20 protein-coding genes and 2 pseudogenes are annotated in these 25,687 nt (G+C 55.9%); 13 read left to right on the top strand and 9 right to left on the bottom strand.

Features of this window, described 5'->3' with window-relative positions; genetic code table 11:
- Positions 1 to 353: 353 nt before the first annotated feature.
- The 3 genes and pseudogenes from fruB to fruA all read left to right on the top strand — a co-directional run bounded on the left by fruB (position 354) and on the right by fruA (position 4,123).
- The gene (gene fruB, locus EXW94_RS07855) at positions 354 to 1,484 is read left to right on the top strand and encodes a fused PTS fructose transporter subunit IIA/HPr protein (RefSeq protein ID WP_174339856.1); all 1,131 of its coding nucleotides are present in this window, start codon (positions 354 to 356) and stop codon (positions 1,482 to 1,484) included.
- Positions 1,484 to 2,421, top strand: a pseudogene (gene fruK / locus EXW94_RS07850) (1-phosphofructokinase). Before fruB ends, fruK begins: the two are co-directional and overlap by 1 nt.
- A gap of 16 nt (positions 2,422 to 2,437) precedes the next feature.
- Positions 2,438 to 4,123, top strand: coding sequence for a PTS fructose transporter subunit IIBC (fruA, locus tag EXW94_RS07845; protein WP_174339855.1), 1,686 nt, complete (start codon positions 2,438 to 2,440; stop codon positions 4,121 to 4,123).
- A 74-nt stretch (positions 4,124 to 4,197) separates the two neighbouring features.
- Here the strand turns inward: fruA and nfo are convergent, their stop codons facing one another.
- Both nfo and EXW94_RS07835 read right to left on the bottom strand, forming a co-directional pair.
- A complete protein-coding gene (gene nfo / locus EXW94_RS07840) occupies positions 4,198 to 5,055 on the bottom strand; it encodes a deoxyribonuclease IV (RefSeq protein ID WP_148400420.1) in 858 nt (285 codons plus the stop codon).
- A gap of 64 nt (positions 5,056 to 5,119) precedes the next feature.
- Entirely contained in the window at positions 5,120 to 6,166 is a 1,047-nt protein-coding gene (locus tag EXW94_RS07835) for a YeiH family protein (protein ID WP_174339854.1), read from the bottom strand.
- Between the two features lie 98 nt (positions 6,167 to 6,264).
- On the opposite strand from EXW94_RS07835, the gene yieE reads away from it, so the two are divergent.
- The 3 genes and pseudogenes from yieE (at position 6,265) to cirA (ending at position 10,978) form a co-directional block, all read left to right on the top strand.
- Positions 6,265 to 7,131, top strand: a complete 867-nt coding sequence (yieE, locus tag EXW94_RS07830; RefSeq protein ID WP_126817496.1) for a DNA-binding transcriptional regulator YeiE — start codon at positions 6,265 to 6,267, stop codon at positions 7,129 to 7,131.
- A 180-nt stretch (positions 7,132 to 7,311) separates the two neighbouring features.
- Positions 7,312 to 8,781, top strand: coding sequence for an amino acid permease (locus tag EXW94_RS07825; protein ID WP_108416602.1), 1,470 nt, complete (start codon positions 7,312 to 7,314; stop codon positions 8,779 to 8,781).
- A gap of 225 nt (positions 8,782 to 9,006) precedes the next feature.
- A pseudogene (gene cirA, locus EXW94_RS07820) lies at positions 9,007 to 10,978 on the top strand (catecholate siderophore receptor CirA).
- A gap of 99 nt (positions 10,979 to 11,077) precedes the next feature.
- On the opposite strand, the gene fghA reads toward cirA, so the two are convergent.
- Positions 11,078 to 11,905 (bottom strand): S-formylglutathione hydrolase, encoded by an 828-nt coding sequence (fghA, locus tag EXW94_RS07815; RefSeq protein WP_174339853.1) that lies wholly within the window; start codon positions 11,903 to 11,905, stop codon positions 11,078 to 11,080.
- Between the two features lie 138 nt (positions 11,906 to 12,043).
- On the opposite strand from fghA, the gene EXW94_RS07810 reads away from it, so the two are divergent.
- The 7 genes from EXW94_RS07810 to mglC all read left to right on the top strand — a co-directional run bounded on the left by EXW94_RS07810 (position 12,044) and on the right by mglC (position 20,237).
- A complete protein-coding gene (locus tag EXW94_RS07810) occupies positions 12,044 to 13,192 on the top strand; it encodes a YbfB/YjiJ family MFS transporter (RefSeq protein WP_174339852.1) in 1,149 nt (382 codons plus the stop codon).
- Between the two features lie 102 nt (positions 13,193 to 13,294).
- Entirely contained in the window at positions 13,295 to 13,963 is a 669-nt protein-coding gene (gene folE, locus EXW94_RS07805; RefSeq protein WP_010433535.1) for a GTP cyclohydrolase I FolE, read from the top strand.
- Positions 13,964 to 13,981: 18 nt separating this feature from the next.
- Positions 13,982 to 15,139: a DUF418 domain-containing protein YeiB gene (yeiB, locus tag EXW94_RS07800; protein WP_010433536.1), complete on the top strand. Its 1,158-nt coding sequence runs from the start codon at positions 13,982 to 13,984 to the stop codon at positions 15,137 to 15,139.
- Between the two features lie 155 nt (positions 15,140 to 15,294).
- A complete protein-coding gene (gene galS / locus EXW94_RS07795) occupies positions 15,295 to 16,317 on the top strand; it encodes an HTH-type transcriptional regulator GalS (RefSeq protein ID WP_108416596.1) in 1,023 nt (340 codons plus the stop codon).
- Between the two features lie 295 nt (positions 16,318 to 16,612).
- Positions 16,613 to 17,611 (top strand): galactose/glucose ABC transporter substrate-binding protein MglB, encoded by a 999-nt coding sequence (gene mglB / locus EXW94_RS07790; RefSeq protein WP_010433541.1) that lies wholly within the window; start codon positions 16,613 to 16,615, stop codon positions 17,609 to 17,611.
- A 79-nt stretch (positions 17,612 to 17,690) separates the two neighbouring features.
- Positions 17,691 to 19,211: a galactose/methyl galactoside ABC transporter ATP-binding protein MglA gene (mglA, locus tag EXW94_RS07785; protein ID WP_010433543.1), complete on the top strand. Its 1,521-nt coding sequence runs from the start codon at positions 17,691 to 17,693 to the stop codon at positions 19,209 to 19,211.
- A 15-nt stretch (positions 19,212 to 19,226) separates the two neighbouring features.
- A complete protein-coding gene (mglC, locus tag EXW94_RS07780; RefSeq protein WP_010433547.1) occupies positions 19,227 to 20,237 on the top strand; it encodes a galactose/methyl galactoside ABC transporter permease MglC in 1,011 nt (336 codons plus the stop codon).
- A 44-nt stretch (positions 20,238 to 20,281) separates the two neighbouring features.
- Here mglC and EXW94_RS07775 read toward each other — a convergent pair whose 3' ends face one another.
- From EXW94_RS07775 to EXW94_RS07750, 6 genes are all read right to left on the bottom strand, one after another.
- The gene (locus tag EXW94_RS07775) at positions 20,282 to 21,670 is read right to left on the bottom strand and encodes a glutamine synthetase family protein (RefSeq protein WP_174339851.1); all 1,389 of its coding nucleotides are present in this window, start codon (positions 21,668 to 21,670) and stop codon (positions 20,282 to 20,284) included.
- Positions 21,671 to 21,790: 120 nt separating this feature from the next.
- Positions 21,791 to 22,510, bottom strand: a complete 720-nt coding sequence (sanA, locus tag EXW94_RS07770; RefSeq protein ID WP_010433553.1) for an outer membrane permeability protein SanA — start codon at positions 22,508 to 22,510, stop codon at positions 21,791 to 21,793.
- 126 nt (positions 22,511 to 22,636) lie between these two features.
- On the bottom strand, positions 22,637 to 23,521 hold the full coding sequence (gene cdd / locus EXW94_RS07765; protein ID WP_126817484.1) for a cytidine deaminase: 885 nt from the start codon (positions 23,519 to 23,521) through the stop codon (positions 22,637 to 22,639).
- A 129-nt stretch (positions 23,522 to 23,650) separates the two neighbouring features.
- A complete protein-coding gene (locus EXW94_RS07760; protein ID WP_042715955.1) occupies positions 23,651 to 24,346 on the bottom strand; it encodes a CidB/LrgB family autolysis modulator in 696 nt (231 codons plus the stop codon).
- Entirely contained in the window at positions 24,343 to 24,738 is a 396-nt protein-coding gene (locus EXW94_RS07755) for a CidA/LrgA family protein (protein WP_042715956.1), read from the bottom strand. The genes EXW94_RS07760 and EXW94_RS07755 overlap by 4 nt, the downstream gene beginning before the upstream one ends.
- A 191-nt stretch (positions 24,739 to 24,929) precedes the next feature.
- Positions 24,930 to 25,646 carry a type 1 glutamine amidotransferase gene (locus EXW94_RS07750; protein ID WP_174339850.1) on the bottom strand — a complete coding sequence of 239 codons (717 nt, stop codon included), beginning with the start codon at positions 25,644 to 25,646 and terminating at the stop codon, positions 24,930 to 24,932.
- Positions 25,647 to 25,687 lie beyond the last annotated feature (41 nt).

Below are 25,687 nucleotides of genomic sequence, written 5' to 3'. Positions count from 1 at the left end.
GGATCAGCGTGGGTCAGAAAGACGCGGAGTTTACGCCGCCAGTCATTAAATAAACAGAGGGTGCGGTCACTTTTGCTACAAAAAATCAAAATGGCATTTCAATTTGAAAATGGTTGCTGAACTTAGCTGAAACTGACGTGCTGAACGTCAGCAATATTCAGCTGAAGAAAGGAGAAATGTGCTGTAACTCTAAATTCTGAACAGCCAAATGTAACTTTCCTTGCAACGCTATACAGAAAGAGCAAGACTTTTTGAAACGTTTCAGCGCTATCTTGTTTTAACTGACGGAGCAGGTTAGCGCATTTTTTCTCATTAAGGCTGAAACGATTCAAGTTCAGCAGGAGAGGAGAACCATGTTCCAGTTATCTGTTCAGGATATTCACCCGGGCGCACAGGCCGGGACGAAAGAAGAGGCTATTCGCCAGGTTGCCGCTGCCCTCGTGCAGGCAGGTAACGTGGCAGAGGGTTACGTTAACGGCATGCTGGCCCGCGAGCAGCAGACCTCAACGTTCCTCGGCAATGGCATCGCTATTCCACACGGCACCACCGACACCCGCGACCAGGTGCTGAAAACGGGCGTGCAGGTTTATCAGTTCCCGCAGGGCGTGCTCTGGGGTGACGGTCAGGTGGCTTATGTGGCTATCGGTATCGCCGCCAGCAGCGACGAACACCTGGGCCTGCTGCGCCAGCTGACGCACGTGCTGAGCGATGACTCGGTGGCGGAACAGCTGAAGTCTGTGACCACGGCTGAAGAGCTGCGCGCCTTGCTGATGGGTGAAAAACAGAGCGAAGCGCTGAAACTGGATAATGAAACCCTGACGCTGGATGTTGCAGCCTCTGACCTGGTGACCCTGCAAGCGCTGAATGCGGGTCGCCTGAAGGAAGCCGGTGCGGCCGATGCGACATTCGTTACGCGCGCTATCAATGATAAGCCGCTGAATCTGGGCCAGGGCGTCTGGCTGAACGACAGTGCTGAAGGCAACCTGCGCAGCGCAGTTGCTGTCAGCCGCGCCGCAGCTGCGTTTGACGTAGACGGTGACCGCGCCGCGATGCTGGTTACCGTGGCAATGGTCGATGACCAGCCGGTTTCCGTGCTGAAGCGCCTGAGCGACCTGCTGCTGAACAACAAAGCTGAAAAACTGCTGAACGCTGATGCAGCCACCGTGCTTGCGCTGCTGACCAGCGACGATGCGCTGACCGATGACGTGCTGAACGCAGAGTTCGTGGTGCGTAATGAACACGGCCTGCACGCTCGTCCGGGCACCATGCTGGTGAACACCATTAAACAATTTGAAAGCGAGATTACCGTGACCAACCTGGATGGCTCAGGCAAACCGGCGAATGGCCGTAGCCTGATGAAAGTTGTCGCGCTGGGCGTGAAGAAAGGCCACCGTCTGCGCTTCACCGCACAGGGTGCCGATGCTGAACAGGCGCTGAAAGCGATTGGCGATGCCATCGCGGCAGGTCTGGGGGAGGGCGCATAATGAGCAGACGTGTTGCGACTATTACGCTGAACCCGGCTTACGACCTGGTAGGCTTTTGCCCGGAAATTGAACGCGGCGAAGTGAACCTCGTGCGTACCACGGGCCTGCATGCGGCAGGTAAAGGGATTAACGTCGCGAAGGTGCTGAAAGACCTCGGTATCGACGTCACCGTCGGCGGCTTCCTCGGAAAAGATAACCAGGACGGTTTCCAGCAGCTATTCAGCGAGCTGGGCATTGCCAACCGTTTCCAGGTCGTTCAGGGCCGTACCCGCATCAACGTTAAGCTGACGGAGAAAGACGGCGAAGTCACCGATCTCAACTTCTCTGGCTTCGAAGTGACGCCTGCTGACTGGGAACGCTTTGTCACCGACTCCCTGACCTGGCTTGGCCAGTTCGACATGGTGTGCGTCAGCGGCAGCCTGCCGTCCGGCGTGAGCCCGGAAGCCTTCACCGACTGGATGACGCGCCTGCGCAGCCAGTGCCCGTGCATTATTTTGACAGCAGCCGCGATGCGCTGGTGGCGGGTCTTAAAGCCTCTCCGTGGCTGGTGAAACCAAATCGTCGCGAACTGGAGATCTGGGCAGGCCGTAAGCTGCCAGAATTAAAGGATGTGATTGAAGCTGCCCATGCGCTGCGCGAGCAGGGTATCGCTCACGTGGTGATTTCGCTGGGTGCTGAAGGGGCGTTATGGGTTAACGCTTCAGGTGAATGGATTGCCAAACCGCCGTCAATGGAAGTCGTGAGTACCGTTGGCGCGGGGGATTCCATGGTTGGCGGCCTGATCTACGGTCTGCTGATGCGTGAATCCAGTGAACATACGTTACGTCTTGCCACCGCTGTTGCTGCCCTGGCCGTGAGCCAGAGCAATGTCGGTATTACCGATCGTACCCAGTTAGCCGCGATGATGGCGCGCGTTGACTTAAAACCTTTTAACTAACAGCAGGAGAGGAATAATGAAAACGCTGCTGATCATTGACTCCGGTCTCGGACAGGCTCGCGCCTACATGGCGAAGACCCTGCTGGGCGCGGCGGCACAAAAAGCACACCTGGACATCATTGATAACCCAAGCGATGCCGAACTGGCGATTGTCCTGGGCGATAAAATCCCCGCAGACAGCGCGCTGAACGGCAAAAAAGTGTGGCTAGGCGATATTAATCGCGCGGTGGCACATCCTGAGCTGTTCCTGAGCGAAGCGAAAGGTCACGCCACTGTGTACAGTGCGCCTGTGGCGGCGGCCCCGGCTGCGGCTTCCGGTCCGAAACGCGTTGTCGCGGTGACGGCCTGTCCGACAGGCGTGGCGCACACCTTTATGGCGGCTGAAGCCATTGAAACCGAAGCGAAAAAACGCGGCTGGTGGGTGAAAGTTGAAACGCGCGGCTCGGTTGGCGCGGGCAATGCGATTACCCCTGAAGAAGTGGCGGAAGCCGATCTGGTGATCGTGGCGGCGGATATCGAAGTGGACCTGGCGAAATTTGCCGGTAAGCCAATGTACCGTACGTCTACCGGTCTGGCGCTGAAAAAGACCGCTCAGGAATTTGATAAGGCGCTGGTGGAAGCCAGGCCGTATCAGGCGACCGGTGCAGCGAAAACCCCGACCGAAGGGAAAAAAGAGTCTGCTGGCGCATATCGGCACCTGCTGACTGGCGTGTCCTACATGCTGCCGATGGTGGTGGCTGGCGGTCTGTGTATCGCGCTCTCCTTCGCGTTTGGTATTACCGCGTTTAAAGAAGAAGGCACGCTGGCGGCTGCGCTGATGCAGATCGGCGGCGGCTCCGCGTTCGCCTTGATGGTACCGGTACTGGCAGGTTTTATCGCCTTCTCCATTGCTGACCGTCCGGGTCTGACGCCGGGTCTTATCGGCGGTATGCTGGCGGTGAGCACCGGTTCTGGCTTTATCGGCGGTATCATTGCCGGTTTCCTGGCGGGTTACGTCGCGAAGCTCATCAGTTCTAAGCTGAAGCTGCCGCAGAGTATGGAAGCGCTGAAGCCGATCCTGATTATCCCGCTGATCTCCAGCCTGGTAGTCGGTCTGGCGATGATTTACCTGATTGGTAAGCCGGTTGCGGGCATCCTGGCGGGTCTGACCCACTGGCTGCAAACCATGGGCACCGCTAACGCGGTTCTGCTGGGCGCGATCCTCGGCGGCATGATGTGTACCGACATGGGTGGCCCGGTGAACAAAGCGGCGTACGCCTTTGGCGTTGGCCTGCTGAGTACCCAGACCTACGCGCCGATGGCGGCGATCATGGCGGCAGGTATGGTGCCACCGCTGGCGCTCGGTCTGGCAACGATCGTTGCCCGTCGTAAGTTCGACAAAGCACAGCAGGAAGGCGGCAAAGCGGCGCTGGTTCTGGGCCTCTGCTTCATTACCGAAGGCGCGATTCCGTTCGCAGCACGTGACCCAATGCGCGTTCTGCCATGCTGTATCGTCGGTGGCGCGGTAACGGGTGCAATCTCTATGGCGATTGGCGCTAAGCTGATGGCACCACACGGTGGTCTGTTCGTGCTGCTGATCCCAGGCGCAATCACTCCGGTACTGGGCTATCTGCTGGCGATTATTGCCGGTACGCTGGTGGCGGGGCTGTCTTATGCGGTGCTGAAGCGTCCGGAAGCGGAAGTTGTGGCAAAAGCCGCCTAAAAAAGGTGTCGGGTGGCGGCTTCGCCTTACCCGACCTACAAAAAAAGCCGGGTGCGTAAGCAGCCCGGCTTTTTTTATGCCGCCTGTTCAGCGGTTTGCTGTGCCTTCAGCCAGGCAATCTCTTCCGCCCAGATATCCGGGTTAATGGTTTCGAGCACCATCGGAATACCGTCGAAGCGGGCGTCCTGCATGATAAAGCGGAACGCATCATGGCCGATGTTGCCTTCGCCCAGGCTGTGGTGGCGGTCAACGCGGCTGCCGAACGCACTTTTTGCATCGTTGAGGTGCATGCCGCGCAGGTACTGAAAGCCCACGATGCGCTCGAACTCTTCGAAGGTGTTTTTCGTTGCCTCGGTGGTGCGCAGGTCATACCCGGCCGCAAACGCGTGGCAGGTATCAATGCACACGCCCACGCGGGATTTGTCTTCCACGCCGTCAATAATCGCCGCCAGATGTTCGAACTTAAAGCCGAGGTTGCTGCCCTGACCGGCGGTGTTCTCAATCACCGCGGTGACGCCTTGGGTCTTGTCCAGCGTGATGTTGATGGACTCGGCAATGCGCGCCAGACAGGCATCTTCGTCAATCTGCATCAGATGGCTGCCGGGATGGAAGTTCAGCAGCGTCAGCCCCAGCTGTTCGCAGCGCTGCACTTCATCAAGAAACGCCTCGCGTGATTTATCCAGCGCTTCCTGAACCGGGTGCCCGAGGTTAATCAGGTAGCTGTCGTGGGGAAGGATTTGGCCAGGCCCGTAGTGGTATTTCTCACAGGCGGCTTTGAAGTCATCAATCACGTCTGTAGTGAGTGGGGCGGCGCGCCACTGGCGCTGGTTCTTGGTGAACAGGGCGAAAGCGGTTGCCTCGATTTCGGCGGCGCGAATGGCGGCATTCGCAAGGCCACCGGCGGCGCTAACGTGCGCTCCAACGTATTTCATAAAGGGACTCCTGTTAACCCGAAATGCTTATGATAGCGGGTTAACAGGAGAAGGATATAGTGGTTTATGCCATCAGGCTGTGCACGGCGAGGTTAATCGCGCCACCGCCGATAATTAGCCAGATGAAGAGCACCAGCGCCATCAGCAGCGGTTTCGCACCGGCTTTTTTCAGCGCGCTGACGTGAGTGGTCACACCCAGCGCCGCCATCGCCATCGCCAGCAGCACGGTGTCCAGCGTCACCAGCATATCCACCACCGCTTTCGGCAGCAGGTGGAAGGAGTTAAAGATTGCCACCACGATGAACAGGATCGCAAACCACGGAATGGTGATTTTGCTCTTCTCGCTGCCGCCAGCCGGAGCCAGCTGTTTAACCCGCGCGGCCAGGAAAATCAGGAACGGGGCCAGCATCATCACGCGCAGCATTTTGGCAATCACCGCCGCGTTTTCGGCTTCCGGGTTAATGGCGTGTCCTGCTGCGACTACCTGAGCCACTTCGTGCATGGTCGAACCGATATAGATGCCGTAGGTTTCCGGGCTAAACCAGTGGGCGACAAGGGGATACATCGCCGGGTAGAGGAAGATCGCCAGCGTACCGAAGATCACCACCGTCGCCACCGCCACGGTTACCTTGCTGGCTTCGGCTTTAACGACGGGTTCTGTGGCCAGCACCGCCGCTGCCCCACAGATACTGCTCCCGGCACCGATCAACCAGCTGGTGTGCTTGTCCAGCCCAAAGACTTTCTGGCCGATAAAGCAGGCCAGTAAAAAGGTGCTGGTCAGGGTCAGGACGTCAATGGCAATCCCGCTCACACCCACATCCGCAATCTGCGAAAAGGTGAGGCGAAAGCCGTAAAGAATGATCCCGAGACGCAGCAGGTGCTGTTTGGCGAAAATCACACCGCCATCGCAGGATTTCCAGATGTGCGGGTATAGGGTATTCCCGACCACCATGCCGAGCAAAATGGCCAGCGTTAGGGCGCTGAAACCTGCGCCCGCAACAGCGGGAATGCTGCCGCCCCATAATGCCGCGCCGGTTATCACGGCGCTGAGCGCAAGACCCGGCACGAAGTGCCACACTGTACGATGATGTTGTAAGGCGAGTTCTGACATAACCTTCTCCTTTGTCTGGCTTAAAGGTTACGGCGCACTGGCTTAAAAATAAAATTGATTATATATTTATAATTAATCTATATAAGTGGTAAACAACCATGCACATTACATTGCGTCAACTGGAAGTCTTCGCTGAAGTGCTGAAGAGTGGATCGACGACCCAGGCTTCGCAGATGCTGGCGCTCTCGCAGTCTGCAGTCAGTGCGGCGCTGACCGATCTCGAAGGGCAGCTGGGCGTGCAGCTGTTCGACAGGGTAGGGAAGCGGCTGGTGGTCAACGAACATGGCCGTCTGCTTTACCCGCGCGCGTTGGCATTACTGGAACAGGCCATCGAAATTGAACAGCTGTTCCGCGAAGACAACGGCGCGATCCGCGTGTTTGCCAGCAGCACCATTGGTAACTACATCCTGCCGGAGGTGATTGCCCGCTACCGCCGTGATTTCCCGACGCTGCCGCTGGAGATGAGCGTGGGCAATAGCCAGGACGTGATTAACGCGGTGATCGATTTCCGCGTCGATATCGGCCTGATTGAAGGACCGTGCCACAACGTGGATATCATTGCCGAACCCTGGCTGGAAGATGAACTGGTGGTGTTTGCCTCCCCGGCCTCTTCTTTATTACAGGGCGAGGTGACGCTGGAACGTCTGGCGCAGGCGCAGTGGATCCTGCGCGAGCAGGGTTCCGGCACGCGTGAAATCGTCGATTACCTGCTGCTCTCCCATCTGCCGCAGTTCCAGCTGGGGATGGAGCTGGGCAACTCAGAGGCCATTAAGCACGCGGTGCGTCATGGGCTGGGCATCAGCTGTCTTTCGCGGCGCGTGATCGCTGAACAGCTGGAGGTCGGATCGCTGGTCGAAATTCCCATTCCTCTGCCGAAGCTGGTGCGCACGCTGTGGTGCATTCACCATCGCCAGAAACACCTTTCCAGCTCGCTGCAGCGTTTTCTGCGCTACTGCGCCATTTAACGTTCCCCGGTGGCGCTTCGCTTACCGGGGCTACGCGCGCCCGTCACCCCACATTTTTATGCTTTACTTATAATCCTGGCCGAGTCATGAAGCTCTCTTATAACTGGGTATTTCTGCCGGAAGGAACGGAGATCGTCTGCTACAATCGCGCCTCATTTAATAAATGGACAGCATTTTCACATGGTTTCAGAAACTAAAACCACAGAAGCGCCCGCGCTACGTCGCGAACTTAAGGCGCGTCACCTGACGATGATCGCTATCGGCGGTTCAATCGGTACAGGTCTTTTCGTTGCCTCTGGCGCAACGATTTCGGCAGCAGGCCCGGGTGGGGCACTCTTCTCTTATATCCTGATTGGCCTGATGGTCTACTTCCTGATGACCAGTCTCGGCGAACTGGCCGCGTACATGCCGGTGTCCGGCTCGTTTTCGACCTATGGGCAAAAATACGTTGAAGAAGGCTTCGGCTTCGCGCTGGGCTGGAACTACTGGTACAACTGGGCGGTCACTATCGCTGTTGACCTGGTCGCCGCACAGCTGGTGATGAACTGGTGGTTCCCGGATACGCCGGGCTGGATCTGGAGCGCCCTGTTCCTGGCCGTCATCTTCCTGCTGAACTACATCTCCGTGCGCGGTTTCGGCGAAGCAGAATACTGGTTCTCTTTAATTAAAGTGGCTACCGTCATCATCTTTATCGTTGTCGGCGTGGCGATGATCGTGGGTATTTTTAAAGGCGCTCAGCCTGCCGGATGGAGTAACTGGACGATAGGCGATGCGCCGTTTGCCGGGGGCTTCTCGGCGATGATTGGCGTGGCGATGATTGTCGGCTTCTCCTTCCAGGGAACCGAGCTTATCGGTATTGCGGCCGGTGAGTCTGAAAACCCGGAGAAGAACATTCCGCGCGCGGTGCGTCAGGTGTTCTGGCGTATTCTGCTGTTCTATGTGTTCGCTATTCTGATTATCAGCCTGATTATTCCGTATACCGACCCGAGCCTGCTGCGTAACGATGTCAAAGACATCAGCGTCAGCCCGTTCACGCTGGTCTTCCAGCACGCGGGTCTGCTCTCGGCGGCGGCGGTGATGAACGCGGTGATCCTGACGGCGGTGCTGTCTGCGGGTAACTCCGGCATGTATGCATCCACCCGTATGCTGTACACCCTGGCCTGCGACGGTAAAGCCCCGCGTATTTTTGCCAAACTGTCACGTGGCGGCGTACCGCGTAATGCGCTGTATGCAACTACGGTGATAGCCGGTCTGTGTTTCCTGACCTCTATGTTTGGTAATCAGACGGTCTACCTGTGGCTGCTGAATACCTCCGGGATGACGGGCTTTATCGCCTGGCTGGGGATTGCCATCAGCCACTACCGCTTCCGTCGCGGCTATGTGATGCAGGGCCATGACCTGAATAACCTGCCGTACCGCTCAGGGTTCTTCCCGCTGGGGCCGATTTTCGCCTTCATTCTGTGCCTGATTATTACCCTGGGGCAGAACTATGAAGCCTTCCTTGCGGATTCCATTGACTGGGGCGCTGTCACGGCCACCTACATCGGTATTCCGCTGTTCCTGATCATCTGGTTTGGCTACAAACTGACGAAAGGAACCCACTTCGTTCGCTACAGTGAAATGGATTTCCCGGAACGATTTAAACAATAACCGCAGTTCCTCTCTTTTAGCCCGCTCACCTGAGCGGGCTTTTTTATCTCCACAGTATGCAGAACGGATATAATTTTTAACAATTGAATTGATAATAGTTATCGTTTGCTTTATCGTTACGAAATAATAAGCAGCACACCGACCCGCCGAAGATGCGGGCGGCCCCTCAGGCGTTGTGAGCAATAACGAGTTGATTTAGTTGTATTTACCTCATGGAGATATGGAATGTTTAGGTTGAATCCCTTCGTCAGGGGAGGACTTTGTGCGTCCGCAATGTCCCTGGCACTGCCTGTCATCGCTGCGGAATCTGGCGACACACTGGTTGTAACGGCCTCCGCGACCGAGCAAAACCTGAAAGACGCACCGGCGAGCATTAGCGTCATTACTCAGGAAGACTTGAAGCGTAAGCCCGTTCAGAACCTGAAAGATGTGTTACAGGATGTGCCAGGCGTGCAGCTCACAAACGAAGGTGACAACCGCAAAGGGGTTAGTATTCGCGGTCTGGACAGCAGCTACACGCTGATTCTGGTCGACGGCAAACGCGTTAGCTCCCGCAATGCGGTATTCCGCCACAACGATTTTGACCTTAACTGGGTGCCTGTCGACGCCATCGAGCGGATCGAAGTGGTGCGCGGCCCGATGTCCTCTCTCTACGGTTCCGATGCGCTGGGGGGCGTGGTCAACATCATCACCAAAAAAATCGGTCAGAAATGGACCGGAACCCTGAGCGCGGATTCAACCATTCAGGAACACCGCGACCGCGGTGACACCAACAACGGTCAGTTCTACACCAGCGGCCCGCTGGTGGACGGCGTGCTGGGGCTTAAAGCCTACGGCAGCGTGTCTAAACGTGAAAAAGACGATCAGCAACGCTCCTCTACTTCCGCGAGCGGTGAAACGCCGCGTATCGAAGGCTTCACCAGCCGCGATGCCAACGTCGAGTTCGCCTGGACGCCGACGGAAAATCATGACTTTACCGCGGGATACGGCTTCGACCGCCAGGATCGCGACTCTGACTCCCTCGACAAAAACCGCCTTGAGCGCCAGAACTACTCCCTGAGCCACAACGGCCGCTGGGGCGTGGGCAACAGTGAACTGAAGGTGTACGGCGAGAAGGTCGACAACAAAAACCCGGGCAACAGCAGTCCGATTACCTCCGAGAGCAACGCGGTTGACGGGAAATACGTCCTGCCGCTGGGCGAAATCAATCAGCTGCTGACCTTCGGCGGCGAGTGGCGTCACGATAAGCTGAAGGATCCGGTCAACCTGACGGGGAGTACCAGCAGCACAACCTCGGCAAGCCAGTACGCGCTGTTCCTTGAAGATGAATGGCGTATCTTCGAGCCGCTGGCGCTGACCACCGGCATCCGTATGGATGACCATGAAACCTACGGCGACCACTGGAGCCCGCGTGCCTATCTGGTCTACAACGCGACCGACACCGTCACGGTGAAAGGGGGCTGGGGCCACCGCGTTTAAAGCGCCATCGCTGCTGCAGCTCAGCCCGGACTGGATCACCGGTTCCTGCCGCGGCGCCTGCGAGATTGTCGGTAACCCGGACCTGAAGCCGGAAACCAGCGAAAGCTTCGAGCTTGGACTCTACTACAGCGGGGAAGAGGGCTGGCTGGAAGGCGTGCAGGCCAGCATCACCACCTTCCAGAACGACGTGGACGACCGCATCAGCATCAGCCGTACGGCTAACGTGAACCAGGCGCAAAGCTACCCGAACTATGTTGGGCTGAACGCCGACGGCGAACCCATTTTCCGCTATTACAACGTCAACAAGGCGCGTATCCGTGGGGTTGAAACCGAGCTGAAGTTCCCGATTGCGGAAGACTGGAAAGTCACGCTGAACTACACCTACAACGATGGTCGTGATATCAGCAACGGCGGCAACAAGCCGCTCTCCGAACTGCCGTTCCACACCGCCAACGGAACCGTTGACTGGAAGGCAACTCAGGACTGGTCGTTCTATGTGCAGGGTAACTATAAAGGCGAGAAACGTGCGCTTACCAGCGGTGAACCGACGCCAGGCGGCTACGTTATCTGGAACACCGGTGCGGCATGGCAGGCAACGAAAGCCGTTAAGCTGCGCGCAGGCGTGCAGAACCTGCTGGATAAAGACCTGAGCCGTGACGATTACAGCTATACGGAAGATGGTCGTCGCTACTTTGTAGGCGTGGATTATACGTTCTGATGTAACCTTTATGCCCGGTGGCGCTTCGCTTACCGGGCCTACAAAAACCACGAACGTAGGCCGGGTAAGGCGAAGCCGCCACCCGGCAATCGCATGCACTTATGCGAACAAGTGCTCCGCATGGAAGCGGAGATGATCTTCAATAAAAGACCCGATGAAGTAATAGCTGTGGTCATACGCCGGCTGAATGCGCAGCGTCAGCGGCCAGTCCTTCTGGCGAGCCGCTTCAGCCAGCACCGCAGGCTGTAGCTGTCCGGCGAGGAACTGATCCGCATCACCCTGATCGATAAGCGTTGGTATCGCATCCTCTGTCTGGCTTGCCAGCATCAGCGCGCAGCTGTCCCATTCCTGCCAGGTTTCTGCATTATCGCCCAGATAGTGGGTAAAGGCTTTTTGCCCCCAGGGTACCTGCGTTGGGTTCACAATCGGCGCAAACGCCGACACGCTGGTGTATTTCCCAGGGTTTTTCAGCGCCATGATAAGCGCACCGTGCCCCCCCATTGAGTGCCCGCTGATGGCGCAACGGTCATTCACTGCAAACTCCGCCTGAATCAGCGCAGGCAGCTCGTCACGAATGTAGTCATACATGCGGTAGTGGCTCGCCCACGGCTGCTCGGTCGCGTTGAGATAAAATCCGGCGCCTTTGCCTAAATCGTATCCGGCATCGTCGGCGACCTCATCCCCACGCGGGCTGGTGTCTGGCATCACCAGCGCAATGCCAAGCTCTGCCGCAATACGCTGCGCACCCGCTTTGGTGGTGAAGTTTTCGTCGTTGCAGGTCAGGCCAGAAAGCCAGAACAGAACCGGCGGTTTTTCCGTCGGCGGCAGGAAAATGCTGAACGTCATCGCACAGTTCAGGACGGTGGAGTCGTGCCGCCAGCGCTGCTGTCGACCTTCAAAACAACGGTGCTCTTCGAGCAGTTCCATGCAAGGCTCCTTAATGATGATACGTATTCATAAAATCCATAATACAGAGTTTTCATTGACCTGTGAGTAACTTTCACTTTCCCCTTACGCTCAGATACTGCATCATAAATTTACTTTTCTTTAACAACTGGAGCGGTCATGGCGCTGCGTATCGCGCTCAGCGGATTTGTGGTTTTGGTGGTGGCAATGGGGATCGGGCGCTTTGCCTTTACGCCTCAGGTACCGCTGATGATTGCCGCCGGGCAACTCACGCTAACCAGTGCGGGTCTGGTGGCGGCGATGAACTATCTGGGCTATCTGGTCGGGGCATGGGATGCCATGCGCGCCCATCGATTTGTGGAAACACGCCTCTGGTTGGGCATCACCGGCGCGGTCGCGCTGACGCTGCTCTCCGCGGCGGCGGATAACGCCGTGGTGCACGGCCTGCTGCGATTCGTGATTGGCTGCATGAGCGGCTGGTCGATGGTACTCATCGCCGCCTGGACCAACGAACGGCTGGGTCAGTTGGGCAAACCGGGGCTTAGCGCCGCTGTCTTTGCCGGGCCGGGCGCAGGCATTGCCCTGAGCGGGCTGCTCGCGGTCTATATTCAGGCGAAGGCGCTCTCTGCCGGGGCGGCATGGCAGATTTACGGCGTGCTGGCGCTGGTGCTGATTGCGCTGGTAGCGCGCTACCTGCCGCGTGCGGGTCAACTTCATAGACCCGGTACCGCGCCGGAGCCGCTGGTGCTGACGGCGGATTTAAAGCGCCTGGTCTGGAGCTACAGCCTCGCGGGGTTTGGCTATATCCTCCCGGCGACCTTCCTGTCGCAAATGGCGGCGGTGCGTTTTCCTGGCAGCCTGTTTGCCCAGTTTGTCTGGCCGATTTTCGGTTTCGCTGCCGTCATCGGCATTGTGCTCAGCATCCTACTGCGCCATACATCCACGGCTAACCGCAGGCTGGCGATTGTTTTGTGGTTACAGGGTGCAGGCGTGCTGGCCGCCTGGCTGCTGCCGGGCATTGGCGGTTTGCTGACGGGCGGTCTGCTGGTCGGCGGCGGGTTCTTATGTGCCGTGCAGCTTTCTCTGCTCTACGGTCGCGAGCTGGCACCGAACCACACGCGCTATATGGCGGGACTGCTCACCACCGGCTATGCCATCGGCCAGCTGATTGGCCCTGTGACGTCCGCGCTCTCCACCTGGTTAACGCATCGGCTGGAGCCTGCGCTGGGGCTGGCGGGCATCGCGCTGTTCATCGGCGGGGCACTGGTCTGGAACCGTCAGGCTGAAAGGCAGCAGCAATTGCAATAATTATCGTCGTGAATACTGGATTATGTGCGCCGCCTCACGCACAATGAGCGCACACTTTTGCCACAACGAGGGCAAAAGACGCCACACCTGCAGGAGAAAAGAATGTCATCACTCAGTAAAGAAGCTGCTCTGGTCCATGAAGCCCTGGTTGCGCGCGGTCTTGAAACGCCACTGCGTCCCCCGGTTCAGGAACTGGATAATGAAACCCGTAAGCGTCTGATTTCCGGGCATATGACCGAGATCATGCAACTGCTGAATCTCGATCTGAGCGATGACAGCCTGATGGAGACGCCTCAGCGCATCGCGAAAATGTACGTAGACGAGATCTTCTCTGGCCTTGATTACGCCAATTTCCCGAAAATCACCGTCATTGAAAACAAAATGAAGGTCGATGAGATGGTGACGGTGCGCGATATCACGCTCACCAGTACCTGCGAGCACCACTTCGTGACCATCGATGGCAAAGCGACCGTGGCGTATATTCCAAAAGATACGGTAATTGGCCTGTCCAAAATCAACCGTATCGTGCGATTCTTCTCCCAGCGTCCGCAGGTGCAGGAGCGTCTGACGCAGCAGATCCTGACTGCGCTGCAAACGCTGTTGGGCACCAGTAACGTGGCGGTCTCTATCGACGCTGTGCACTATTGCGTGAAAGCGCGTGGCGTGCGTGATGCGACCAGCGCAACCACCACCACGTCGCTGGGCGGTCTGTTTAAATCGAGCCAGAACACCCGCCAGGAGTTTCTGCGCGCCGTGCGTCACCACAATTAATCAGACAGGGCAGGGACCATGGAGCGAAACGTCACGCTCGATTTTGTTCGCGGCGTCGCCATTCTCGGTATCCTGCTGCTCAATATTAGCGCCTTCGGTTTGCCGAAGGCCGCTTATCTCAATCCCGCCTGGTACGGCGATATCACCCGAAGCGATGCCTGGACATGGGCAATCCTCGATCTCTTTGCGCAGGTTAAATTCCTGACGCTGTTTGCGCTGCTGTTTGGCGCAGGGTTGCAGCTTCTGCTCAAACGCGGCACGCGCTGGATCCAGTCTCGTTTAACGCTGCTGGCGATCCTCGGCTTTATTCACGGTTTGTTTTTCTGGGATGGCGACATTCTGCTCGCCTACGGGTTAGTCGGGCTCATCTGCTGGCGTCTTATCCGCGATGCGCCCAGCGTAAAAAGCCTGTTCAACACCGGCGTGATGCTCTATGTCATGGGGCTGTGCGTATTGTTTCTGCTGGGCGTTATCTCTGGCGATTCAACAAACCGCTCGTGGATCCCCGACGCGGCCAACCTGCAGTATGAGCAGTTCTGGAAGCTGAAAGGGGGGGCTGAGGCGATAGGTAATCGGGCCGATATGCTCGGTGATAATCTCCTTGCGCTGGGCGCGCAGTACGGCTGGCAGCTGGCAGGGATGATGCTGATGGGGGCATCCCTGATGCGCACCGGCTGGTTGAAGGGTGAATTCAGCCTGCGCCACTATCGCCGCACGGGCGCGGGTCTGGTCCTGCTCGGCGTGCTGATTAATCTCCCGGCGGTGATAATGCAGTGGCATCTTCACTGGGATTACCGCTGGTGCGCCTTCCTGCTTCAGGTGCCGCGTGAGCTTAGCGCCCCGTTCCAGACCATTGGCTACGCGGCGCTGATCTACGGCTTCTGGCCGCAGCTTTCCCGCCTGTGGATTGTCAGCGCCGTGGCCTGCGTTGGCCGCATGGCGTTAAGCAATTACATCCTGCAAACGCTGATCTGCACCACGCTGTTCTACCGATTTGGCCTGTTTATGAAATTCGACCGACTCACGCTGCTGGCGTTTGTTATTCCGGTCTGGATGGTTAACCTGGCGTTTTCCGTTATCTGGCTGCGTTATTTCCGCCAGGGACCGCTGGAGTGGGTCTGGCGAAAATTAACCGCACATGCTTCGGGTGTATCATTGCGTAATACATCCGGATAACGATCTGGATCACAATCATTAACAAAACGGATGTAAGCGTTTTCATCTGTGTGAGCTTCTTCACGTAGTCCCCTCTTTCTCGCTGCCAAAATAGCCTCCTTGCTAAACACAGGGGGTGTCTGTGAGTTGCTGCAATCCTATGAAGGATGGTGAACATGATCACCATTCGTGACGTCGCCCGCCTGGCGGGCGTTTCCGTGGCTACCGTCTCTCGCGTGCTGAACAACAGCGCGCTGGTCAGCCCTGAAACCCGTGAAACCGTAATGAAAGCCGTGACCCAGCTTGGGTACCGGCCAAATGCCAACGCGCAGGCGCTGGCGACCCAGGTGAGCGATACCATTGGCGTCGTGGTGATGGATGTGTCCGATGCCTTCTTTGGCGCGCTGGTTAAAGCGGTGGACGTTGTCGCCCAGCAGCACCAGAAGTACGTGCTGATTGGCAACAGCTATCACGAGGCGGAAAAAGAGCGTCATGCCATTGAGGTGCTGATACGCCAGCGTTGCAATGCCCTGATTGTGCATTCAAAAGCGTTAAGCGACGAAGAGCTGGCCGGGTTTATGGAGCAGATCCCCGGGATGGTGTTAATCAACCGGATTGTGCCAGGCTACGCGCACCGTTGCGTTGGGCTGGATAACGTCAGCGGCGCGATGATGGCGACGCGGATGCTCATCAGCAACGGCCATCAGCGCATCGGGTATCTTGCTTCCAGCCACCAGATTGAAGACGACGGAATGCGTCGGGAAGGGTGGCAGAATGCGTTGAAAGAGCACGGCATTGTCCCGCTGGAAAGCTGGGTAGGAACCGGTACGCCGGATATGCAGGGCGGGGAAGCCGCAATGGTCGAGCTGCTGGGCCGTAATCTGCAGCTTTCCGCCGTGTTTGCCTATAACGACAGCATGGCGGCGGGGGCGCTGACTGCGCTGAAAGACAACGGAATTGCGGTGCCACAGCATTTGTCGCTGATTGGCTTCGATGATATCCCGATTGCCCGTTACACCGACCCGCAGTTAACCACCGTGCGTTACCCCATTGCCTCGATGGCGAAACTGGCAACAGAACTGGCGTTGCAGGGGGCCGCAGGCCTGCTGGATCCTGAGGCAACACACTGTTTCATGCCAACTTTAGTCAGGCGGCATTCTGTCTCTATTCGGCAAACTGTGGCTCCGATCACTAACTAATTATGTGGCGTGATGTAACCGTTTTCAATCTGTGAGTAAATTCACAGTATCTTAACAAGCCGCTGACTATGATGTCAGCGTTTTAGAGGCTGAAACGCTATGTAACGGTGATTAATCATTTTCACTATAGCCAGCGAGCCGAAAACAACGAATAAAACGCATTTCTGGAGCGTTACCGAACACGGAAGATAGAAATTTTATAAGTGAACTTCGGCGATCAGTAACGTTTTATTAACACCTGCCCGCCGACCGTTATTCACAAGAACTACCCTGCATAAAAAAAACCGGAGATACCATGAATAAGAAGGTGTTGACTCTGTCTGCTGTAATGGCAAGCATGCTTTTTGGTGCAGCAGCGCACGCTGCGGATACCCGTATTGGCGTGACCATCTATAAATACGACGACAACTTCATGTCCGTTGTGCGTAAAGCGATTGAGAAAGATGCGAAAGCAGCGCCAGACGTTCAGCTGCTGATGAACGACTCCCAGAACGACCAGTCCAAACAGAACGACCAGATCGACGTTCTGCTGGCGAAAGGCGTGAAAGCCCTGGCGATCAACCTGGTTGACCCGGCTGCAGCAGGCACGGTTATTGAGAAAGCGCGCGGCCAGAACGTGCCAATCGTCTTCTTCAACAAAGAACCTTCCCGTAAGGCGCTGGATAGCTACGACAAAGCGTTTTACGTCGGTACTGACTCCAAAGAGTCCGGCATTATTCAGGGCGATCTGATCGCGAAACACTGGGCGGCGAACCCGAACTGGGACCTGAACAAAGACGGTCAAATTCAGTTCGTTCTGCTGAAAGGCGAGCCAGGCCACCCGGACGCTGAAGCCCGTACCACCTACGTTATTAAAGAGCTGAACGACAAGGGCCTGAAAACCCAGCAGCTGGCGTTAGATACCGCCATGTGGGATACCGCTCAGGCGAAAGATAAGATGGACGCGTGGCTGTCTGGCCCGAACGCCAACAAAATCGAAGTCGTGATCGCGAACAACGATGCGATGGCGATGGGTGCCGTTGAAGCCCTGAAAGCACACAACAAATCCTCCATTCCTGTGTTCGGCGTAGATGCGCTGCCAGAAGCGCTGGCGCTGGTTAAATCCGGCGCGATGGCCGGTACCGTTCTGAACGATGCCAACAACCAGGCGAAAGCCACCTTTGACCTGGCGAAAAACCTGGCCGACGGTAAAGGTGCTGCTGACGGCACGACCTGGAAAATTGAAAACAAAATCGTTCGCGTGCCATACGTGGGCGTAGACCAGTCCAACCTGGCTGAGTTTATCGGTAAATAAGATCTTTGTTTTGTCTTCACTGGGCGCAATTCGTTGCGCCCTTTTATAACGCGATATGCGAGGCCAACAAGGTATAATTATGGTCAGCACAACTACTCAGTCGTCCGGTGAATACTTGTTGGAAATGACCGGTGTTAACAAGTCTTTCCCCGGTGTTAAGGCACTCGATAATGTTAATTTAAAAGTGCGTCCTCACTCTATTCATGCCTTGATGGGGGAGAACGGTGCGGGTAAATCAACATTATTAAAATGTCTTTTTGGGATCTATCAAAAAGATTCTGGCAGCATTCTTTTTCAGGGGAAAGAGATCGATTTCCATTCAGCGAAAGAAGCACTGGAAAACGGTATCTCGATGGTTCACCAGGAATTAAACCTGGTACTGCAACGCTCGGTAATGGATAACATGTGGTTGGGACGTTACCCAACCAAAGGTGTGTTTGTCGATCAGGATAAAATGTATCGCGACACCAAAGCGATTTTCGATGAGCTGGATATTGATATCGATCCGCGCGCCCGCGTGGGGACATTATCCGTTTCCCAGATGCAGATGATCGAAATTGCCAAAGCGTTCTCCTATGACGCGAAGATCGTCATCATGGATGAACCCACGTCGTCATTAACGGAAAAAGAGGTTAATCACCTTTTTACTATTATTCGCAAGCTGAAAGATCGCGGCTGTGGGATTGTCTATATCTCGCACAAAATGGAAGAGATCTTCCAGCTGTGCGATGAAATTACCATCCTGCGCGACGGCCAGTGGATTGCCACTCAGCCGCTGGAAGGGCTGGACATGGACAAGATCATCGCCATGATGGTCGGCCGTTCCCTGAACCAGCGCTTCCCGGACAAAGAAAACAAGCCGGGCGAAGTGATTCTGGAAGTGCGCAATCTCACCTCGCTGCGCCAGCCGTCCATTCGCGATATCTCGTTCGACCTGCACAAAGGCGAAATTCTGGGCATTGCCGGACTGGTAGGGGCCAAACGTACCGATATCGTGGAAACCCTGTTTGGTATCCGGGAAAAATCGGGCGGCACCATTACGCTGCACGGTAAAAAAATTAACAACCATAACGCCAACGAAGCCATTAATAACGGTTTCGCGCTGGTGACGGAAGAGCGTCGCTCGACCGGTATTTATGCCTATCTCGATATTAACTTTAACTCGTTAATTTCGAACATTCGTAACTATAAAAGTAAAATCGGTCTGCTGGATAATTCCCGCATGAAGAGCGATACCCAGTGGGTAATTGACTCCATGCGCGTCAAAACGCCAGGCCACCGTACGCAAATTGGTTCGCTTTCGGGTGGGAACCAGCAAAAAGTCATTATTGGCCGCTGGTTATTGACCCAGCCCGAAATTCTGATGCTGGATGAACCAACCCGCGGTATTGATGTGGGTGCAAAATTTGAAATTTATCAGCTGATTGCTGAGCTGGCGAAAAAGAATAAAGGGATCATTATTATTTCTTCCGAAATGCCGGAACTGTTAGGGATCACAGACCGTATTCTGGTTATGAGCAATGGTCTCGTTGCCGGTATTGTTGACACCAAAACGACAACGCAAAACGAAATTTTGCGTCTTGCGTCTTTGCACCTTTAAGATCAGGGGCTCCTCATGAGTGCGTTAAATAAGAAAAGTTTTCTCACTTATCTGAAAGAAGGCGGTATTTACGTTGTTCTTTTAGTATTACTGGCCATTATTATCTTCCAGGATCCTACGTTCTTAAGCCTGCTGAACTTGAGTAACATTCTGACTCAGTCCTCCGTGCGTATCATCATCGCGCTGGGCGTGGCGGGGTTGATTGTCACCCAGGGGACTGACCTGTCAGCAGGACGTCAGGTAGGGCTGGCGGCGGTTATTGCGGCAACGCTGCTGCAGTCGATGGAAAACGCCAACAAGGTGTTCCCGGAAATGGCCACCATGCCGATTTTCGTGGTGATCCTGATTGTCTGCGCCATCGGTGCGGTGATCGGCCTGATCAACGGTATCATCATTGCTTACCTGAACGTGACGCCATTTATCACCACGCTGGGTACGATGATCATCGTTTACGGTATCAACTCCCTGTACTACGACTTCGTGGGCGCGTCGCCAATCTCGGGCTTTGACAGCGGCTTCTCGACCTTTACGCAAGGATTTATCGCGTTGGGCAGCTTCCGCCTGTCCTATATCACCTTCTATGCGCTGATTGCCGTGGCCTTCGTTTGGGTGCTGTGGAACAAAACCCGCTTTGGTAAAAACATTTTCGCCATCGGCGGTAACCCGGAAGCGGCGAAAGTCTCCGGCGTTAACGTTGCCCTGAACCTGCTGATGATTTATGCGCTGTCCGGTGTGTTCTACGCCTTCGGCGGGATGCTGGAAGCGGGCCGTATCGGCTCTGCCACCAACAATCTTGGCTTCATGTACGAGCTGGATGCGATTGCGGCCTGCGTGGTGGGTGGCGTCTCCTTCAGCGGCGGTGTGGGTACCGTGCTCGGCGTGGTCACCGGTGTGATCATCTTTACCGTCATCAACTACGGTCTGACCTACATCGGCGTGAACCCTTACTGGCAGTACATCATTAAGGGCGCCATCATCATCTTCGCGGTTGCGCTGGACTCACTGAAATACGCACGTAAGAAATAATGGCATCTCGCATTATCCGGCCCGCTCATTGAGCGGGCTTTTTTTTACGCTAGCGTGGATTCCTGTCCGGTGACTATGCTCTCGAACCAGTCAAGTTCAGAAAGCTTGCAGGCTATCCACTGTTCTGAAAAGGCTTCGCCTAAGCTGTCGGTGAGATACTGGCAGCGGGAAAACGCCTCGATTGCCTGCTGCTGGAACAGTGGAAGTTCTGGCTCATCACGCTGCGGTTCCGGTAAATCATCCTCATCGAAATTTTCCAGACCGTACAACATACCTGTCAGGATGGTTGCCGCAACGAGATATGGGTTGGCATCAGCGCCCGCCAGACGGTACTCAATACGACGGTTGCTCTCATCAGAGCAGGGGATACGCAGCGCGGCAGTGCGGGTGTTATAACCCCATGAATGGAATAATGGCTCTGTGAGGTTTTTACGAAGGCGCCGGAAAGCGTTAACGCCGGGGGCCAGAATGGCGATGGAGGCGGGCATCAGCGCCAGCTGACCTGCGATGCATAAGCGCATCATGCTATTGAGTTCATCAGCCGGTGAGGCAAATACGTTTTCACCGTGAATATCATTCAGGCTGAAATGAAAATGCAGGCCGCTGCCGGACAAGAGGCTGAACGGCTTGGCCATAAAGTTAGCCTGAAGGCCGTGCTTTTCAGCGACAAACCGCGTTAACCGACGCAGTGCCAGGATATTGTCACATACCTCCACGACCCGATGGCTGTGCTTCAGGTTTAACTCGAACTGACCTGATTCTGCCTCTGCCACAATGCCGGTCAGGGGGATATGCTGCCGGTGTGCCAGCTGTTCCAGCTCGTCAAACAGCGCAGCGTGGGCTGACGACGTATCCATATGAAAGCAGCCCTGATTCTGAAGCGCCTGAGTGCCAGGCCCCGTCAGGTAGAACTCAATTTCCGGTGCCATAACCGGGTACAGCCCGTGCTGATGAAAACGCGCCAGAACGTTCTGCAATATGACGCGTGGCTCAAGGGGACAAGGTTGCCCATCGCTGTCCTTCATCGTCAGGAGGATCTGCGCGGTATGCAGCGGATCGTGGGAAGAGGGGCGGAGGGAACCGGCAACCGGCATGCAAAGTCGGTCTGGCTCATCGTCACGTGACGCGGCGACTTTCCCTTTTTGATCCATCGAATAGACCGAGAGAGGAAAATAGCAGCCTTTCTCCAGACTCAGCATGCTGTCTACGGAAAGTCGCTTACCGCGCATAATGCCGTTAATATCGTTGAGACAGACATCGATGTGTTTGGTTTGTGGGTAACGCTCGAGATAATCCGCCACTTCCACCGACAGGCTCTGCTTCAGAGAGGCAAGCTTCTCCTCAAGATAGAGGCCGGAATTTAGCGCGGTCGGCAGCGATAAACCCGGGAAATTAAAGTACGGGCGAATACTTTTCAGGAAAAACGCGTTCATTATCGAGTTCATAGTCAGTCTTCAATGAAGCCGTAGCGGCAATGAACTCAGCGTAAAAGGTCAGGTGTAAAGAGGGGATAAAAAGCGTAGCACCCGGCGTAAAGAAACTATAAACGGAGGCTATTTTTTCTCTTTTTTCTGCAGATCGAGCAGCTGTTCTGGCGTCACCGCCGGATAACCCTGCGCATCTTCTGGCACTTCGTGCATTGCCGGGATCGGCACCAGCGGGCCTAAAAAGCGCGGTTCACGTTTGAAGATGTAGAGATCGGCTAATGCGCCAAAGCGGGCACCGAACTCGCGCACGCGCACGCTCAGCATGTCTTTTGGCGACGGCACGGCGTAGCACTGAGCCTGGATACCCATATGCAGCGCAATAAACAGCGCGCGCTCGCAGTGGAAGCGCTGGGTGATGATGATGAAATCGTTAGTGTCGAACACCTTGCGGGTGCGCACGATGGAGTCCAGGGTGCGGAACCCGGCGTAGTCGAGCACGATATCGGCAGGATCGACGCCTGCGGCAATCAGGTCCTTACGCATCGTCACCGGTTCGTTGTAGCTTTGCAGGGCGTTATCGCCGCTCAGCAGCAGGTAATTCACCTTGCCGCTGTTATAGGCGTTCAGCGCACCCTGTATGCGGTAGCGGTAATACTGGTTGATCACGCCGGTGCGGTAATACTTGGCGGTGCCGAGCACCACGCCAACCTGACGGTAGGGAAGATCCTGGAGGTCGTCAAAAATGTAGGGGGCGGTTTTCCAGCTCATCCAGCGGTCGAGACCGAGCACGATCAACAGCAGTATGCCGACCAGGACAGACAGGCTGTAAAAAACGCGCTTTAACATGGAGATGGCTCGTTCGTGGATGAAAGTTCACTCAGGCTACTGTACCCGCCTGGTTAGCGCAAGAAACGGTGAATCAACTGAGGGCTTTTTCAGCAAACTGGCGGGCATTTCTGCCCGCCGGAAGGTTCAGGCAAGCAGCACGCGGTCGATTGTGGTGCAGCCCAGCGCTTTCAGCGTCGCGGCGGTGGCGTCCCACTGAATCAGCGGCGCATCGGCTTTTTCTGCCAGAATGGCGCGCTGAATGTCCGGATAGTCGTAGCCGTTCAGGCTCAGCAGGTTAAGTGCGCCCTGCAGCGGAGGCAGCGTAGGGTTAAACGCGGCGTTCTCCGCATAGCTGCCGGTAAAGATGCGGCCATCACGGCACTGTAGCGCCACGCCGCTTGGCGATTGACTGTACGGCGTATGGCTCTTGTTCGCCGCACGAATGGCCGCTTCGCTCAGGTCATCGCCGGACAGCGCGAAACCGTGATCCTGCTCGTCCATCAGCAGCGTTTTAATCTCGAGATCTTTCGGACCGAAGGCGTCCGGCAGGTAATCCCCCAGCGTATGCGGCGCGCGGCCCGGCAGGTTAATGCGCAGCTGCAGCCCGCTGTTCAGCTCGTTCATAAACTGACGGCAGTGACCGCAAGGGGTGTAGTTAACGGTGATGGCGCTCAACGCTTTTTCACCGCGCAGCCAGGCGTGGCTGATGGCGCTTTGCTCGGCGTGAACGGTCTGCTGCATGGTCGCACCGAGGAACTCCATGTTTCCGCCGAAGTACCAGGTTCCGCTTACGCCGCGTGCAATGGCACCGACGTTGAAGTGGGAAAGGTCGGCACGCGCGCAGGCAGCAGCCAGGGGCAGCAGTGCGAAAGCCAGCGCGTCTTCATCCAGTCCCGTTGCCTGTTTCAGCGTCGTGACCTGCTCCGCCGTCAGCTGGGCGGGGAAATGCGCATCCGCCAGAACCGGAGCCAGGGCTGATTGCAAATTCTCGGCAAGCTGGGCGAAAGCAGCTTGAAAACGTGGGTGCATGGCGTTTGCCTCATAAAGGTTAATGGATCGGTAGTGTACGGAGCCGTTGGGGCTTTATATGTGATCCACTTCTCATTATGTATGCAACTTATGAAAACAAAATGAAAATTGCGCGACGCATCGCAAATTTTAGCCCATCACCGCCAGAATAATCGGGAAGACAAAGGGTGCAATCAGGGAGGTGATAATCCCGCAGATCACCAGCGCCAGCGAGCTAAACGCCCCTTCCTGATAGTCCACTTCGGCGCAGCGCGCGGTGCCCAGGGCGTGAGACGCAGTCCCCATCGCCAGACCACGTGCCGCTTTGGTGCGGATCTTCATCAGATTCAGCAGGGTATGGCCAAACACCGCGCCCAGGATCCCGACGAAAATCACGCACATCGCACTGATAGCCGGAATGCCACCGATGCTGCCGCCCACGGCCATCGCAATCGGTGTGGTGACGGACTTCGGCAGAATAGAGGCGGCAATCTGCGGAGAGGCTCCCATTAACAGGGCCACCGAGGTGCCGGTGATCATCGCCACCAGGCTACCGATAAAGCAGATGGTGATGATGGACTTCCAGCGGGCGCGGATCTGGTGCAGCTGTTCATATAAAGGAAATGCCAGCGCAACAACGGCAGGCTGCAGCAGATCGTTTAAAATTTTGCTCCCTGCGAAGTAGCGTTCGTAGGGAATGCCGGTGAGCAGCAGGAACGGAATAATCACCACCATCGCCACCAGCAGCGGGTTGAGCAATGGCATTTTGAAGCGTACGGCAAGTTTACGTGCAGCGAAGAACACCGCCAGGGTTAACGGCAGCGACCACCAGATATTGGCCATCATTTTTTTGTTTTCTCCCCGACCACTTTACGTTCGCCATGCACGATGTGCGAACTCCAGCTCACCACCAGGAATACCACCAGCGTACTGACCGCACAGGAGACGACAATCGGGCCGAACTGCGCTTTGAGCACGTCGTAATATTGCATGACACCTACGCCGATGGGCACGAAAAGCAGCGCCATGTAGCGGATAAGGACGAAGCAGCCTGGATTGACCCACTTCGCGGGCAGCACCTGTAACGCCAACAGCACAAACAGGATCAGCATCCCGATAATGCTGCCGGGAATAACGATCGGCAGCAGCGAGGCGATGAAAATCCCGGCGTACAGGCAGGCGTAAATCAGGACGAATGCGCGCAGATACTGCCAGATTGTATTCAGTGATTTGCTCATGGTGAAAGTCCTTGATGAAACGCATTCATCATACAATTAAACCCAGAAATGTGCCACGGATCACATCATGAAATTTGAGCATACCAGACATTCCAGAATGGAACGTCTGGTATCACCGCACAGGGACAGGCTACAGTTTAGAGGAAAGGAATTACAGTGGCGAAGTGACGAGCCAGAGAAATGCCTCTGAGTCAGGCATTGCGTTGGGCGGTGAGTTTATCCAGAAAAGAAAACAGCACTTGATTCATTTCACGGTAATCATGCGAGCGTAATTTTTCAGCCGTTTCGACAAAACGGAATTCTCCCGCACGGCGGAGATCGTTCTGCGAATGTTCGATAAGCAGCTCAACTACCTCCGACGTTAGCTCCATATGGCACTGAAAACCGTAAACCCGTTCGCCGTATTGCACGATCTGACGAGGACAGCCCTCGCTGTAAGCGAGCACCTTTGCCTGCGGCGTCAACCCTGGCATGTCGTTATGCCAGTGACCTACGTCCAGCCCTCCGCCAAAATTCTCAAAAAGCGGGTTCGCCTTGCCCGCATCTGTCAGCCTGACGGGAAATTTACCGATCTCTTTTTCCGGGCTGTGGCAAAACGCTGCGCCCAGCGCTTCACCGATAAGCTGCGAGCCCAGACAAACGCCAATCACCGTTTTACCCGCCTCTATTGCGCGGCCGATGAGTCGCATTTCCGCTTGCGCATCAAACCAGGGGCACTCCTTAAGCGTGGTGGCAGGTGATTGCGGGCCTCCCATAATGATAAGCATGTCTGCGCTCTCCAGTTCCTGAGGTAAAGGGTCATCCTGATAAACCCGGGTGTAGCTCAGACTACAGCCGCGGCTTTTCCCCCAGATTTCATAGGCGCCTGGCGCTTCGAAATGTTCATGAATGATAAAATGAATGTGCATTGCTTCTCTCTCCGGTTACGTGTACAAGCAGCATCATAAGA

This window comes from Enterobacter sp. JMULE2, from assembly GCF_013337145.1.
GTDB lineage: Bacteria > Pseudomonadota > Gammaproteobacteria > Enterobacterales > Enterobacteriaceae > Enterobacter > Enterobacter mori.
The sequence above is the reverse complement of the archived record's forward strand: the minus strand, read 5'-3'. Positions and strand labels throughout refer to the sequence as shown.